The sequence below is a fragment of the Aeromonas sp. WP2-W18-CRE-05 genome (assembly GCF_014168615.1).
Taxonomy (GTDB): Bacteria; Pseudomonadota; Gammaproteobacteria; order Enterobacterales; family Aeromonadaceae; genus Aeromonas; species Aeromonas caviae.
In genome coordinates, this window is sequence record NZ_AP021917.1 from 2,913,275 (window position 1) to 2,927,282 (window position 14,008).

Below are 14,008 nucleotides of genomic sequence, written 5' to 3' on the forward strand. Positions count from 1 at the left end.
TATTTCCAGCAGCCAATGGCTAACCGCCCCTCCTGCCCATCTCCTATGGTTCCCCCCAGTCACCCCTCATTGATGGTCAGGAGCACTTATGTCTGAGCACATCGTCATCGGACTCGATTTCGGCAGCGACTCGGTCAGGGCACTCGCCGTGCGCTGCCAGGACGGCGCCGAGCTGGCGACCCATGTCGTCTATTACCCGCGCTGGCAGGCAGGCCACTACTGCCAACCGGTCAACAACCAGTTCCGCCACCACCCCCTCGACTATCTGGAGTCCATGGAGCAGGCAGTGGTGGCGGTGGTGAGCCAGCTCACGCCGAGTCAGCGTACCGCCGTGCGCGGCATCGGGGTGGACAGCACCGGCTCCACCCCCGCCCCCATCGACAGAGAGGGGCGCGTGCTGGCCCTGCGTCCGGAGTTTGCCGACAACCCCAATGCCATGTTCGTGCTGTGGAAGGATCACACCGCCATCGAGGAGGCGGAGGCCATCACCGCCCTGTGCCACGGCGGCCAGTTCCCCGACTACAGCCGCTACATCGGCGGCATTTACTCCTCCGAGTGGTTCTGGGCCAAGATCCTGCACGTCTCCCGAGCCGATGCCGCCGTGCGCGCCGCCGCCTGCAACTGGGTCGAGCTGTGTGACTGGGTACCCGCCATCCTGAGCGGCACCCAGGCCCCGGCCACCCTCAAACGCGGGCGCTGTGCCGCCGGCCACAAGTCCCTCTGGCACCCGAGCTGGGGCGGCCTGCCCCCCGCCGACTTCCTCAATGCCCTGGATCCCCTGCTGACGGAGGATCTCGATTTCCCCCTCTTTACCGACAGCTGGACCGCCGATCTCCCGGTCGGCACCCTGACCCCGGAGTGGGCGGAGCGGCTGCACCTCTCCTGCGAGGTGGTGATCGCCGGCGGCGCCTTTGACTGCCACATGGGGGCGGTGGGAGCCGGGGCCGGCAACAATGCGCTGGTGAAGGTGATCGGCACCTCCACCTGCGACATCCTGATCGCCGACGAGGCCACCATAGGTGATCGGGCCATTGCCGGGATCTGCGGCCAGGTGGACGGCAGCGTGGTGCCGGGCATGGTGGGGCTGGAGGCGGGACAGTCCGCGTTCGGTGACATCTATGCCTGGTATCAGCGCCAGCTCGGCTGGCCCCTTGACAACCTCGCCGCCCAGTATCCGGAGCTTCGCACCGCCATCGAGCGCCACAAGCAGGCCCTGTTACCCAGCCTCGCCGCCGCCTGGGATCAGCAGCGCGACCTGGCGCACCTGCCGGTGGTGCTCGACTGGTTCAACGGCCGGCGCACCCCCTATGCCAACCAGCGCCTGCAGGGTACCCTCACGGGGATCAACCTCGGCACCGATGCCCCCGATCTGTTCGGTGCCCTGGTCGCCTCCACCGCCTTCGGGGCTCGCAGCATCATGGAGTGCATGACCAGTCAGCAGGTGCCGGTGGAACAGGTGATCGCCCTTGGCGGCATCGCCCGCAAGTCGGCCACCGTGATGCAGACCTGCGCCGACGTGATGAACAGGCCCATCCAGGTGGTGGCCTCGGATCAGTGCTGCGCCCTGGGGGCGGCCATCTTTGCCGCCGTGGCGGCCGGGATCCACGCCGATGTGGCCAAGGCCCAGCGCCACATGGCGAGCGCCGTGGAGCGCACCCACCAGCCACACCCCGAGCGAGTCGCCGAGTATGAACGCCTCTACCAGCGCTACCTCGCCTGGGGCGCCGCCGCCGAACCCCTCTACAACCGGGGGGTACCGGCATGAACCTCAAGACCCTCAAGGAGCAGGTGCTCGCCGCCAACCTGGATCTGCCGCGCCATGGCCTGGTGACCTTCACCTGGGGCAACGTGAGCGGCATCGACCGAGAGCGCAATCTGGTGGTGATAAAGCCAAGCGGCGTCAGCTATGAGCGGATGCGGGTCGAGGACATGGTGGTGCTGGATCTGGCGGGCAAGCAGGTGGAGGGCGCCTTGCGCCCCTCCTCCGACACCGCCACCCACCTGGTGCTCTATCGCGCCTATCCGGAGCTTGGCGGCGTGGTGCACACCCACTCCACCCATGCCACCGCCTGGGCCCAGGCGGGGCGCCCCATCCCCATTTTCGGCACCACCCAGGCCGACTACTTCCACGGCGAGATCCCCTGCTCCCGCCTGCTCACCCCGGGCGAAGTGGAGGAGGACTACGAGGGGCTGACCGGTCATCTCATCGTCGAAACCCTCAAGCAGACCCCCATCCTCACCATGCCGGGGGTGCTGGTGGCCAACCACGGCCCCTTCAGCTGGGGCAAGAGCGCCGAGGACGCAGTGCACAACGCCGTGGTGCTGGAAGAGGTGGCCCGCATGGCCTGGCTCACCGGCCAGATCAACCCGGGGGCCCGCCCCCTGCCCGATTACCTGCTGGAGAAGCACTACCAGCGCAAGCATGGCAAACACGCCTATTACGGCCAGACAAAAGCCTAAAAGAGGACAAACTCATGGAATTGATGAAACAGCTGGAAGTGTGGTTCCTGGTCGGCAGCCAGCACCTGTATGGCGCCACCACATTGAAGCAGGTGGCCGATCACGCCCACACCATCGCCAGCCAGCTCAACGAGGGGGCGAACCTGCCCCTCAAGATAGTGCTCAAACCCACCGGTACCACCCTGGATGAAATCAGCGCGGTGGCCCGGGATGCCAACCACGACGAGCGCTGCGCCGGGCTCATGGTGTGGATGCACACCTTCTCCCCCGCCAAGATGTGGATCCCGGCGCTGAGCCAGTTGCAAAAGCCCCTGTTGCAGTTCCACACCCAGTTCAACCGGGATCTCCCCTGGAGCGAGATCGACATGGACTTCATGAACCTGAACCAGACCGCCCACGGCGGGCGCGAGTTCGGCTTCATGGGGGCCCGCCTGCGGCTGCCCCGCACCGTGGTGGTGGGTCACTGGCAAGATGAAGAGGCCAGACAGAAGATTGGCAACTGGATGCGGGTTGCCGCCGCCATCCACGACAGCCGCCACCTCAAAATCGCCCGTTTTGGCGACAACATGCGCAACGTGGCGGTCACCGAGGGCGACAAGATTGAGGCCCAGATCCAGTTCGGCTATCAGGTGAACTACCACCCGGTCGGCGATCTGGTCAAGGTGATCGACGCCGTGCCCGAGAGCGACATCGAGGCGCTGCTGGCCGAGTATGAGGCGACCTACACCCTGACCGAGGCGGTGCAGGCGGGCGGGGGGCTTCGTGCCTCCCTGTATGAGGCGGCGCGCCAGGAGCTGGGGATGAAGAAGTTCCTCACCGACGGCGGCTTTGGCGCTTTCACCACCACCTTCGAAGATCTCTATGGTCTGCACCAGCTGCCGGGCCTCGCCTGCCAGCGCCTGATGGAGCAAGGCTTCGGTTTTGGGGCAGAAGGGGACTGGAAGACCGCGGCCCTCTTGCGCACCCTGAAAGTGATGGGATATGGCCTTGCGGGGGGCGCCTCCTTCATGGAGGACTACACCTACCATCTGGAAGCGGGCAACAACCTGGTGCTGGGGGCCCACATGCTGGAGGTCTGCCCCTCCATCGCCGCAGGCAAACCCGTGCTGGACGCCCAGCACTTAGGCATAGGCAAGAAGGCCGATCCGGCCCGCCTGCTGTTCGCGGCCCCGGCGGGCAAGGCGGTCAACGCCAGCCTCATCGATCTCGGCAACCGCTTCCGCCTGGTGGTCAATCAGCTGGAGGTGGTGGACCTGCCAGAGGCCATGCCGAAACTCCCGGTGGCCAGCGCCCTGTGGAAACCCCTGCCGGACCTGCAGACCAGCGCCGAGGCCTGGATCCTGGCGGGCGCCGCCCACCACTCGGTGTTCACCCAGGCGGTGGACATCGAGCAGCTGCGCACCTTCGCCGACATCATGGGTATCGAGTTTGTGGTCATCGACGAGCACACCCGCATCCCCGCGCTCAAGGAGCAACTGCGCTGGAACGAGGTCTACTACAAGATCTGCCAGTGACCCTTTAATCGGCCAGCGGCCATCACCATGACAACAGCCCCGCCCGCGGGGCTGTTTCATTTCGCGTCCCCTCAGGGATGACCCTCCCCCTCCAGCAGCCAGTGACAGACTCGCTGTACCCCGTGGCGCTGGCTGTCGGGCCGGGCGATCAGGGCGTATTCGTGATCCGTCTCCAGCACAGGGGCGAAGGGAGCGACCAGGGCGCCGCTCTCCAGCTCCTCGGCCACTATGGTGGGATCCCCGAGAGAGAGGCCAAACCCCTGCAAGGCGGCATTCATCGCCAAGTCCAGGGTATCGAACAGCTGCCCCCCCTGGGGCTGCCAGGGGATGTCGAGGAAGGCGGCAAACCAGTTGCGCCAGTCCCGCCTATCGGCGCTGGCATGGATGAGGGGCAGCAGGGGCAGCTCGTTCAGGTCGCGCTCGAACAGACGATGCTTGGCAGCAAACGCCGGGGCGCAGACCGGGGTCAGCCGTTCCCGAAACAGGGGCTGGCTGTGGGGATAGCGCCCCAGGCAGGGCTGGTAGACGATGGCGAGATCGAAGGGCTCCCGGGAGAAGTCGATGCCATGGCTGTGGCTGCCACGCACCTCCACCGCCTCCCCCTCGAACGCCTGCAACCGCCGCAGCAGCCAGCGGCTGGCGCAGGAGGGCACCTTGATGCTGATCGCCTGTTCGTGGGGCAGGGCCTGCAAGGCGCTGAGCCCCTCCCCCATGCGGGCCAGCCCTTCACGAACGAAAGGCAGCAGCCGCTCGGCGGCGGGGGTCAAGGTGAGGCAACGGGTGCCGCGCACGAACAGCAGGTGGCCCAGGCGCGCCTCCAGCTGGGCGATCTGCTTGCTCACCGCCCCCTGGCTCACGCACAGCTCGTCGGCAGCCAGGGTAAAGCTCAGGTGGCGGGCAGAACACTCGAAGACCTGCAGGCCATAGAGAGGCAACTGAGTACGCGGCTGGGTAGACAACATGACAAGCCTCCATGCTTGAGAAAAACTCATGCGTACCATGCCGAATAATCCGTTGTCCGGCAAGCCTTGGGGGGGCTAAAAAGGGACCTCTTTCACACACGCAGGTGACGGCCCCATGTCCATCCCCCAGGTTTCCAGCAAACTGCCCCAGGTGGGCACCACCATCTTCACCGTGATCGGGGATCTGGCCGCCCGCCACCCCAGCATCAACCTCTCCCAGGGGGCGCCGAGCTTCCCCTGCGATCCCGAGCTCATCCGGGTGACCCACGAGGCCATGCTGGCCGGTGAAAACCAGTACGCCCCCATGACGGGGCTGCCTGCCCTGCGCGAACAACTGGTAGCCAAGATTGCAGCCAGCTACGGCCATCACTATGACGCGGGCGAGGAGATCACCATCACCGCCAGCGCCAGCGAAGCCCTGTTCTGCGCCATCACCGCCCTGGTTCACCCCGGCGACGAGGTGATCATGTTCGAGCCGGCGTTTGACAGCTACCGCCCCATGATCCAGTTGCAGGGAGCCACCCCTGTGGTGATCGCCCTCAAGGCCCCCCATTTCGCCATCCCCTGGGACGAGGTGGCCGCCCGCATCACCCCCCGCACCCGCATGATAGTGCTCAACACCCCCCACAACCCCACCGGCACCGTCTGGCAGGCAGGGGATCAGGAGCGCCTCGCCCGCCTGGTGCGCGGCACCGACATCCTGATCCTCTCGGACGAGGTGTACGAGCACGTGGTGTTCGACGGCGCCCTGCACCAGAGCGTCATCCGCTATCCGGAGCTGGTGGAGCGCTCCGTCGCCGTCTTCTCCTTCGGCAAGACCTTCCACGTCACCGGCTGGCGGGTGGGCTACTGCGTGGCGCCCCGTCCCCTGATGGAGGAGATCCGCAAGGTGCACCAGTTCGCCATGTTCGCCGCCGACACCCCCATGCAGTACGGCTTCGCCCACCTGTTGCAGCAACCGGCCCACTATCAGGGGCTGGCGGCCTTCTACCAGCGCAAGCGTGACCTGCTCGCCTCGGCCCTGGCGGATTCGCGCCTGACCCTGCTCCCCTCGGCGGGCAGCTTCTTCATGCTGGCGAGCTACGAGCGGGTAAGCGACGAGCCCGACAGCCTCTTCGTGCAACGGCTCATCCGCGATCACGGGGTCGCCACCATTCCGGTCTCCGCCTTCTATCACGACGGCACGGATCAAAGAGTCATCCGCCTCTCCTTCTCCAAGGATGACGACACCCTGCTGGCGGGCGCCGAGCGCCTGTGCGCCGTCTAGGGGGCACCATGGATTCACTGCGCGTTGCCGTCCTCCAGATGGTCTCCGGGGATGACCTTGACCACAACCTGGCCCAGGCCGAAGCGTTGCTGCGTCAGGCCGCAGCCGAGGGGGCAGAGCTGGCCCTGCTGCCCGAATATTTCTACCTGATGCCGGTCGATGAGCGGGCGCGAGTAGCCCTGGCCGCCCCCGTTGACGATCACCCCCTGCTTGCCTGGGTACAGGGGCTGGCCCTGGAGCTCGGGCTCTGGATCCTGGCCGGCACATTGCCGCTTGCCAGCCACGAGCCCGGCAAGATGCACAACAGCAGCCTGCTCATCGACCCGCAAGGGCAGCTCGCAAGCCGCTACGACAAGCTGCACCTGTTTGGCTTTTGCACCGGGCAGGAGCAGTATGACGAGGCCGCGACCATGACCCCGGGCCGGGAGGTGGTGAGCCATCCCCTGCCCTGGGGCGTGCTGCGCCTCGGGATCTGCTACGACCTGCGCTTCCCGGAGCTGTTTCGCCTGGGGCCCGCCCCCGATTTCATCGCCCTGCCCGCGGCCTTCACCCACACCACCGGGCTCGCGCACTGGGCGCTGCTGCTGCGGGCCCGGGCGGTAGAGAACCTGGCTTTCGTGTTTGCCAGTGCCCAGGGGGGACACCACCCCGGTGGGCGGCGCACCTTCGGCCACAGCATGATCATCGATCCCTGGGGCCGGATACTGGCCCAGGTAGAGGAGGGTCAGGGCATGGCCATCGCCACCCTGGATCTGGCAGCACAGCGCACGGTGCGCAGCCAGTTGCCGGCCCTCACCCATCGCAAGATAGCCGTCGGCCCTTGAGGCCGGCACCCTTTAGCACGCTAGGAATGACACCACACTTCAAGGGACTGACCATGAAACTCAACACACTGATGATGCTGATGGCACTTGCCACCGCCGGCCAGGCCGCCGCCAAACCCCTGGTGATCGCCACCGATGCCACCTATCCCCCCTTCGAGATGGTCGACAGCAACGGCCAGCTCGGCGGCTTCGAGGTCGATCTCGCCTATGCCCTGTGCGCGGCCATGAAGACCGAGTGCGAGGTGATCAACCAGCCCTGGGATGCCCTGCTGCCCGGCCTGCAGGTGCGCAAGTACGACGCCATCATGTCCTCCATGAACATCACGGACGAGCGGCGCCAGAAAGTGGACTTCAGCCAGGTCTACTACATGATGCAGAACCGCTTCGTGGGGCGCAGCGACAAGGCCGCCGACTTTGCAGACGATCCGGCCCACTTCAAGGGCAAGGTGATCGCGGTGCAGGAGGGCACTCCCCAGGACAACTTCGTCACCGCCCGCTATGGCGAGGTGGCCAAGATCAAGCGCTACGTCAACGCCCAGTCTCCCATGCTGGATCTGCAGTCCGGCCGCGCCGACTACACCTTCGGCAACATGGTGCAGTTGAAGGTGGGCTTCCTCGACAAGGAGATGGGCAAGCAGTTCGCCTTCGTCGGTCCCCAGTTCAACGGCACCCAGGACAAGATCCTGGGAGAAGGGGTGGCGGTGGCCCTTCGCAAACACGATGACAAGCTCAAGGCCCGCTTCGATGCCGCCATCGAGAGCGTCAAGGCCGACGGCACCTTCAACACCCTGCTCAAGAAGTACCAGCTCGAAGATCTGCTCTGATCCCGGCATGCCAACCCCCTGGACAGTTGCAAGGGGCCATGGCAACAGGGCGGCCATTGGCCGCCCTGTGTCGTTTTCCCGGCCTCTCGCCGTTATTGGGCCAGGCCCAGGTGCCCGGCAATCTGCTGGTACAGGGTCTGGTAGTTGTCGTCGAAGTGGTGGGAGCCCGGCAGGGTCACCGTCGTCACGTTCGGCTGCTGCAAGCGCGGACAGAGTTTGACCGGGGAGTCATCCTCCGCCCCCTGCACGCAGAGCAGCGGCAGAGTCTGGATCCGTGTCACCTCCGGCAGGGTGGGATAGCGGCCCCCCTTGTCGTGCACCACCATGTCGCTGACGTGGATCTCGAAATCCGACGCCGTCGAGGGGGAGAGCATCACGGCGCCCGCCAGGCTGTCGCGATAGGCTGGCGGCAGACGATTGATGACGAAGGGCACTATCTCGGCACCAAAGGAGAAACCCACCAGCAACCAGCGCTGGCGCCCCCAACGGGACTGGTACTCGGTGAGGATGCGCACCAGATCCGCCGTCGTCTGCTCCGGCGTCTTCTTCTTCCAGTAATAGGAGAGCGAGCTCCAGCCCACCACCGGCATGCCGTGGGCCTGCAACTGGGCGCTGAGCCCCTTGTCCAGCGCCGCCCAGCCGCCATCCCCGCTCATGAAGACCACCATGGGGGAAGACGAGGCTTGCGCCACGGGCAACTCCACCAGCCCCAGATCCGCGCCGACCCGGCCCGGCTGGGCGGCCACCGCCGGCAAGGTGAACGAGGAGACGAAACAGCAAATCAACAGCAACAACATGGCTCTCATGGGCCAACTCCTATTTCTTCATGAGCCCGAAGGGGCCGCGACTGATGAGGGAGACGAGGTGGGTCAGGGTGCGGGGCAGCACCAGATGGCCGGTACAGAGCAGGTAGCGGGGCTCCCACCTTGGGCCGAACTTCTCCTTGTAACGCCGCAATCCCTGGAAGTTGTAGAAACGGCTGCCCCGGGTGAACAGGGTGTTGCCAAGGCGGGCCCAGTAACCGCCGAGGGGGTTGTCGTTGAAGCCCGACATGGGGGCCATCCCCAGGTTGAAGCTGGCATACCCCTCCTGCTTGCCCCACAGCAGGAGCTCGACAAACAGGAAATCCATGACCGGCGCCGCCCCTGTGTCCAGGCTGTAGCGCATCAGATCGATGGAGAGGCTCTCCTTGTTGTCGCTGGTCCAGAGGTTGGCAAACCCGACGATCTGCCCCTCCCGCCGCACCAGCGCCATCGGGTTGAGGGTGAGGTAGGCAGGATCGAAACTGCCCACGGAGAAGCCCTTCTCCCTGCCCTGCTTGCTGTGCAGCCAGCTGTCGGAGATCCCCTTCAACTCGGGTAGCAAGGCGGCAATCTCACCGGGGGCCACCACCTCGAAGCGCAGCCCTTCCCGCTTGCCCTTGGCGTGACTCTGGCGCAGGTTGCGCAGGCGACTGCCGGCGAGATCGAAGCTCGGCAGATCCACGATGGCCTCCTCCCCCAGCTTGAAGGGGATGAGCCCGAGATCCAGATAGACAGGCAGATAACGGGCCGACACCTGGTAGAAGACCGGGCTGACGTCGTGCTCGTCACAGCGCTCACGAAACTGCCAGAGCAGCTCCTCCACCAGGGAGGGCTGGCCGACGGGATCCCCCATCACTATCCAGCTGCTGCCCTCGGCCCCGTACATGAGGAAGGCCTCGCCGCTTGGGTGGAACAGCAGGGATTTGTCCCCGAGCTGGGCCAGGTAGCCGTGGCCTCCCCCTGCCCGCATCACCAGCCCATGGGCACGGGAGAGCACCTCGGCATCCGGCTTGCAGACGGCGAGGCGCAAGGGGGCCAACAGATGGGCCACCCCGACCACCGCCAGCACGCCGATGACGCTCCCCATGGCGCGCAGGGCGCGGGAGGCGGCCCCGGGCCCGTGGGCCGAGACGTGCAGCCAGAGGGAGGGGTCGTACTCCACATGGCGGTAGGAGAAGAGCAGCGACCACAAGGCCCCCAGCAGCACGGCCCCCACCGACATCAGCCAGGAAGGGGTGAACCGGGCGTGAAGCAGGGAACCCTTGCGATAAAAGAGAGGGCGGCAGGGGGTGATGATGAGCAAGAAGCCCCCGAGCAGCAGGGCCGACTCCCAGTCAAACCCCTTGCACAGGGAGAACAGCATGCCAAGCCCCAGCAGCCACTGGGTGATCCTGAATGCCCCGTCATGACGGCGATAGAGGCTGTGGGCCAGCAACAGCAGCAACACGCCGCTGACGCTGCCGAGCACATGGGAGAGCTCCAGCAAGTGCAGGGGCAGCACCTCCAGGAAGGCTTCGATCCGCCCCTTCATGGTGGGGATCATCCCGGAGCAGAGCAGCAGGGTGCCCGCCGCGAAGGTACCCATGCTCACCAGGGCGGGCACAAACTCCCGGGTCGCCATCATGACCCCCTGCAGCCGGTGCAGGCGGGCCCGCTGTTGCAGCAGCTCCTGACCTGCGAACAGCAGCAGGGCACAGAGGAAGGGCAGGAAGTAGTAGGTGCAGCGGTAGATAAGCAGGGAGGCGAGCAGCTTGTCCACCGGCAGATAGTGGGTGAGCAGCAGGCTCATGCTCGCCTCGAAGACCCCGATGCCCCCCGGCACATGGGCCAGCACCCCGAGCAGGCTGGAGAGCACGAAGGCACTGAGCAGCACCGGATAGGGCACACTGCCCGATGGCAGCAGCACATAGAGCACGGCGGCGGCGGCCATCCAGTCGAGCAGGGCGATGAGCAGTTGCAGCAGGCGGTATCTGATGCGCGGCAGGAACAGCGGGTGTCCGCGCCAGACCAGGGCTGCCCCCGGCCACACCAGATATGCCAGCACCGTCAGCAGGGCCAGGCCCCCCGCCAGTTGCAACAACCCGGTCGCCCAGCGGGGCCAGTCCATCAGCAGGGCCGCCCCCTGCCCCAGCAGCAGGGCACTGCCCCCCCAGCCCAGCAGACCGAGGAAGAAGGTGATGGAGCAAAAGAGGATCACCCTGGCCACCTCCCCGGTGCCAAGCCCCAGGGAGGAGTAGAGCCGGTAGCGTACCGAGGAGCCGGTGAGCAGCGCAAAGCCCAGGGTGTTGGAGAAGGTGTAGGCGATGAAGGAGGTCATCCCCACCTGCTGCCAGGGCAGGCGTTTTTCCAGCACCTTCAGGGCCAGCAGATCATAGCAGCAGAGGCAGCCATAGCTGAGCAGGGTGAGCAGCAGGGCGCCCCCCAACTGCGGCAAGGGTTGTGACCAGATGGCCTGGCGGATGTCGTGCCAGTGCCACAGGTGGGTCAAATGATAGAGGACGGTCAAGGCCGCCCCCAGCAGCAGCAGGCTGCACAGGGGGCCTATCCAGATCAACAGCTGACGCCGCATTCAAGATTCCTGTCAAAAAGCGTGGAGAAAGAGAGGCTCCGAAAGCGGGCGGACAAGGCGCCCTCCCGGAGTGACTCCCCCACAAGCAGCGCGTGACGCCGCACGTTCACGGGGGCAATCCTATGATTTACCAGGCCCTGCCAGCTCGCCACTTTTCTTCTGTAACCTTATGTACAGGCAGACAAAACATCCCCGTCCGGAATAGAGGCAGGAGACGCCATGACACCCTCCCCCCTGATAAGACGCTTCCCCCAAAACGCCCAGGGGCGCGATCTGGCCGTCGGCGACATCCACGGCCACTTCGCCCTGTTGCAGCAGGCCCTCGACACCCTGGATTTTGATCCCGCCCGGGACCGTCTCTTCAGCGTCGGGGATCTGGCGGATCGCGGGCCCGAGTGCAGCGAGGTGATCCACTGGTTGGCCAGGCCCTGGTTTCACCCGGTCTGCGGCAATCACGACGACTACGTCTGCCGTTACGAGAGCTGCGATCGGGAGAACTGGATCCGAAACGGCGGCGGCTGGTTTCAGCAGCTGACCCCTGCCGAGCAGGCGGCGTTCGCCGTCCACTACCGCAGCCTGCCCCTGGCCATCGAGGTGCAGACCAGCCAGGGACCCGTCGGGCTGCTTCACGCCGATTGCCCCTTCTCCTCCTGGCAGGGGCTGCTGGACCAACTCGATGCCGGGGTGAGCGGCGGACAGCTTCGGGCCATCAAGAACGTCTGCCTCTGGTCAAGGCGCCGTATCGAACGGCTGGACGAGGGCGGGGTCGCGGATCTCGCCGCCCTGGTGGTGGGCCACACCCCGGTGAGGGTGCCGGTGCGCCTTGGCAACGTCCACTACATCGACACCGGCGGCTGGTATCCCGAGGAGGGCGGCTACTTCACCCTGCTGGACCTCCACACCCTGATGCCGGCTCTCCCACCCAGTGGTTCCCCCTGAGCAGAGATCCTTTGTATCAGGGGTTGATCTTTCTACTGATTGGAGCCGCGGCGATTCAGTCCGGGATGATGAGCACACTTCAAGATGCAGATATCGCTGAAAGTCTGTGACCAAGGCTGCGACCATCAATATCGAACCGTGGTAGGCTAGGCCCAAAGGAACCTCTTTGGGGAATGTCATGCCTGTACCTCCATTTACCTTTCATTGCCCCCAATGCGGCTGGCAAAAGACGGTTGTCCCCAAGAGTGACGCGCTTGTGTGTGGCCTCTCCTGGTTCGAGGTATGCCCCAAATGCAGTCACTCACCACTTGAAAGAGCACCTGCCACTATGATGGAGCTGGCGATGGCCAAGATACGGGATGCAGCCCGAAAGTAAGCCTGATTTCAAGTTTGCCATTCCAACCGATTCGCCCCATGTCAGACGGCCCACCCGCAATACCGTTAGCAAATTTAGGGCCTCGAATTCTGACTATTCACCCGATGGAGAAGGAGATCATTGTTGAATTTCGAACAACTGAAAAATCGTCACCGTGAAATACGTGAACACTCACCTGCCAACCTAAATTTGCGTGTGCATCGCGCATTGAGCTGGCTGCAGCGGGCAGAGATGGCAGAAGATGAAGATGGCCGCTTCATTTTTCTCTGGATTGCGTTCAACGCTGCCTATGCCACCGAAATCGATGACAATCGCCGCTTGTCAGAGCAGGAAACCTTCAAAGGCTTTCTGGAAAAACTGTGCGAGCTGGATGAGCACAGGCAGATCGAGCAGCTCGTATGGCAGGAATTTTCTGGGCGTATCCGTATTTTGTTGGATACCCCTTTTGTACTCCAAGGCTTCTGGGATTTTCACAGTGGCAAGATAAGCGAAACACTGTGGAAGGAACGACTAGCACAGGGCAAGAAAATGGCATCCCAAGCACTGGCAAACAGCAATACACCGCAGTTGCTGGGTGTCGTATTTAACCGTCTCTATACTCTGCGAAATCAACTAATGCATGGCGGCGCCACCTGGAATAGTTCGGTCAATCGCAAGCAACTTAAAGATTGTGCAAACCTGTTAGGCAAGCTTATCCCGGTGATCATCGCGCTGATGATGGCCCATCCACAAACCCTGTGGGGGGACGCCTGTTATCCAGTGGTGGAAATGACGAGTTAGTCCGTCACAAGGGGTTACGTAGCTTGGCCTAATCCTCTAGGTAAAAGGCCCCCGCCAACATGCCATAGACAACGCGCACTCGGATATCTGCGCCCAGCAGTGCACCAAGCAGGGCTTCGCCATCTTGCAGGGTGTCGCTATGCCAAAAACACCAGAGCGCCGCTTCGACCACATCGAGCCAATTGCCTCGGCCAAGCTGATTACGTGTTTTTCGGCGCCAGCTCCCCCGCACCACAGCACCGGTGTTGGGGGACTGGGCGGCCAGCGCTCTTTGCTCCATCACACTGAGGGTTAACCCGTCCAGTTTGGCCTGTGTACTGCCACGACCTCCCCTCAACAGCTTGTCGAGCTGCAATGCCAATAACCGCATGGCATCAACACATGCAAGCGTCACATCGTCATCCAACAATGCAGCAGCCCCTGCCATCAGTTGCTCCCGCCCTTGATAGATGGGCAGAACAGTACGATCCAACCGATGCCGATCAATATGCAAAGCCAAACGCGTCAATCTGCGCAGCTCAATACAGTGAGGAGTTACCTCGGCCTCCGTCAATGACATAACGCCCAATCGACCCTCTTCTTCTGCAATCACAGTCACAACTTCGCCGACCTGCTCGGCTGGCAGCAGGCAACAGATACCCATGATCAGCGGCATTGCCGCCTGATCCAATATCAGCGTTGAATTCATAG

General features: G+C 64.2%; 12 protein-coding genes. 8 read left to right on the top strand and 4 right to left on the bottom strand.

From position 1 onward, the window contains the following. The first annotated feature begins 88 nt into the window (after positions 1 to 88). Genes H7R73_RS13580 through araA form a run of 3 tightly spaced genes read left to right on the top strand, consistent with a single transcriptional unit; the run spans position 89 to position 3,974 of the window. Positions 89 to 1,765 carry a ribulokinase gene (locus tag H7R73_RS13580; protein ID WP_182951172.1) on the top strand — a complete coding sequence of 559 codons (1,677 nt, stop codon included), beginning with the start codon at positions 89 to 91 and terminating at the stop codon, positions 1,763 to 1,765. Continuing rightward, positions 1,762 to 2,460 carry an L-ribulose-5-phosphate 4-epimerase gene (locus H7R73_RS13585; protein WP_042863753.1) on the top strand — a complete coding sequence of 233 codons (699 nt, stop codon included), beginning with the start codon at positions 1,762 to 1,764 and terminating at the stop codon, positions 2,458 to 2,460. Before H7R73_RS13580 ends, H7R73_RS13585 begins: the two co-directional genes overlap by 4 nt. A gap of 14 nt (positions 2,461 to 2,474) precedes the next feature. Further along, positions 2,475 to 3,974, top strand: a complete 1,500-nt coding sequence (gene araA / locus H7R73_RS13590; RefSeq protein WP_103254855.1) for an L-arabinose isomerase — start codon at positions 2,475 to 2,477, stop codon at positions 3,972 to 3,974. A 71-nt stretch (positions 3,975 to 4,045) separates the two neighbouring features. Here the strand turns inward: araA and H7R73_RS13595 are convergent, their stop codons facing one another. Further along, on the bottom strand, positions 4,046 to 4,936 hold the full coding sequence (locus H7R73_RS13595) for a LysR family transcriptional regulator (protein ID WP_103254854.1): 891 nt from the start codon (positions 4,934 to 4,936) through the stop codon (positions 4,046 to 4,048). A gap of 115 nt (positions 4,937 to 5,051) precedes the next feature. Here H7R73_RS13595 and H7R73_RS13600 point away from each other — a divergent pair, with 115 nt between their 5' ends. Genes H7R73_RS13600 through H7R73_RS13610 form a run of 3 tightly spaced genes read left to right on the top strand, consistent with a single transcriptional unit; the run spans position 5,052 to position 7,851 of the window. After that, positions 5,052 to 6,203, top strand: a complete 1,152-nt coding sequence (locus tag H7R73_RS13600; RefSeq protein ID WP_103254853.1) for a methionine aminotransferase — start codon at positions 5,052 to 5,054, stop codon at positions 6,201 to 6,203. Positions 6,204 to 6,211: 8 nt separating this feature from the next. Then, positions 6,212 to 7,027, top strand: a complete 816-nt coding sequence (locus H7R73_RS13605) for a carbon-nitrogen hydrolase family protein (RefSeq protein WP_042865278.1) — start codon at positions 6,212 to 6,214, stop codon at positions 7,025 to 7,027. 53 nt (positions 7,028 to 7,080) lie between these two features. Continuing rightward, the gene (locus tag H7R73_RS13610; RefSeq protein WP_041211345.1) at positions 7,081 to 7,851 is read left to right on the top strand and encodes an ABC transporter substrate-binding protein; all 771 of its coding nucleotides are present in this window, start codon (positions 7,081 to 7,083) and stop codon (positions 7,849 to 7,851) included. Between the two features lie 92 nt (positions 7,852 to 7,943). Here H7R73_RS13610 and H7R73_RS13615 read toward each other — a convergent pair whose 3' ends face one another. Continuing rightward, positions 7,944 to 8,657 (bottom strand): AcvB/VirJ family lysyl-phosphatidylglycerol hydrolase, encoded by a 714-nt coding sequence (locus H7R73_RS13615; protein ID WP_182951174.1) that lies wholly within the window; start codon positions 8,655 to 8,657, stop codon positions 7,944 to 7,946. A 10-nt stretch (positions 8,658 to 8,667) separates the two neighbouring features. Next, entirely contained in the window at positions 8,668 to 11,223 is a 2,556-nt protein-coding gene (mprF, locus tag H7R73_RS13620) for a bifunctional lysylphosphatidylglycerol flippase/synthetase MprF (RefSeq protein ID WP_182951176.1), read from the bottom strand. Between the two features lie 219 nt (positions 11,224 to 11,442). On the opposite strand from mprF, the gene H7R73_RS13625 reads away from it, so the two are divergent. Next, positions 11,443 to 12,162, top strand: coding sequence for a metallophosphoesterase (locus H7R73_RS13625; protein WP_182951179.1), 720 nt, complete (start codon positions 11,443 to 11,445; stop codon positions 12,160 to 12,162). A gap of 499 nt (positions 12,163 to 12,661) precedes the next feature. Next, positions 12,662 to 13,318: a HEPN domain-containing protein gene (locus H7R73_RS13630; protein WP_042863750.1), complete on the top strand. Its 657-nt coding sequence runs from the start codon at positions 12,662 to 12,664 to the stop codon at positions 13,316 to 13,318. Positions 13,319 to 13,346: 28 nt separating this feature from the next. On the opposite strand, the gene H7R73_RS24195 is transcribed toward H7R73_RS13630, so the two are convergent. Continuing rightward, a complete protein-coding gene (locus H7R73_RS24195; RefSeq protein ID WP_232092688.1) occupies positions 13,347 to 14,006 on the bottom strand; it encodes an ADP-ribosylglycohydrolase in 660 nt (219 codons plus the stop codon). Positions 14,007 to 14,008: the final 2 nt, after the last annotated feature.

Excerpts from the sequence above, each read along its gene's own strand:
- H7R73_RS13580 (WP_182951172.1), top strand. The coding sequence starts at position 89 with ATGTCTGAGCACATCGTCATCGGACTCGATTTCGGCAGCGACTCGGTC.
- H7R73_RS13585 (WP_042863753.1), top strand. The coding sequence starts at position 1,762 with ATGAACCTCAAGACCCTCAAGGAGCAGGTGCTCGCCGCCAACCTGGAT.
- araA (WP_103254855.1), top strand. The coding sequence starts at position 2,475 with ATGGAATTGATGAAACAGCTGGAAGTGTGGTTCCTGGTCGGCAGCCAG.
- H7R73_RS13595 (WP_103254854.1), bottom strand. The coding sequence starts at position 4,936 with ATGTTGTCTACCCAGCCGCGTACTCAGTTGCCTCTCTATGGCCTGCAG.
- H7R73_RS13600 (WP_103254853.1), top strand. The coding sequence starts at position 5,052 with ATGTCCATCCCCCAGGTTTCCAGCAAACTGCCCCAGGTGGGCACCACC.
- H7R73_RS13605 (WP_042865278.1), top strand. The coding sequence starts at position 6,212 with ATGGATTCACTGCGCGTTGCCGTCCTCCAGATGGTCTCCGGGGATGAC.
- H7R73_RS13610 (WP_041211345.1), top strand. The coding sequence starts at position 7,081 with ATGAAACTCAACACACTGATGATGCTGATGGCACTTGCCACCGCCGGC.
- H7R73_RS13615 (WP_182951174.1), bottom strand. The coding sequence starts at position 8,657 with ATGAGAGCCATGTTGTTGCTGTTGATTTGCTGTTTCGTCTCCTCGTTC.
- mprF (WP_182951176.1), bottom strand. The coding sequence starts at position 11,223 with ATGCGGCGTCAGCTGTTGATCTGGATAGGCCCCCTGTGCAGCCTGCTG.
- H7R73_RS13625 (WP_182951179.1), top strand. The coding sequence starts at position 11,443 with ATGACACCCTCCCCCCTGATAAGACGCTTCCCCCAAAACGCCCAGGGG.
- H7R73_RS24195 (WP_232092688.1), bottom strand. The coding sequence starts at position 14,006 with ATGAATTCAACGCTGATATTGGATCAGGCGGCAATGCCGCTGATCATG.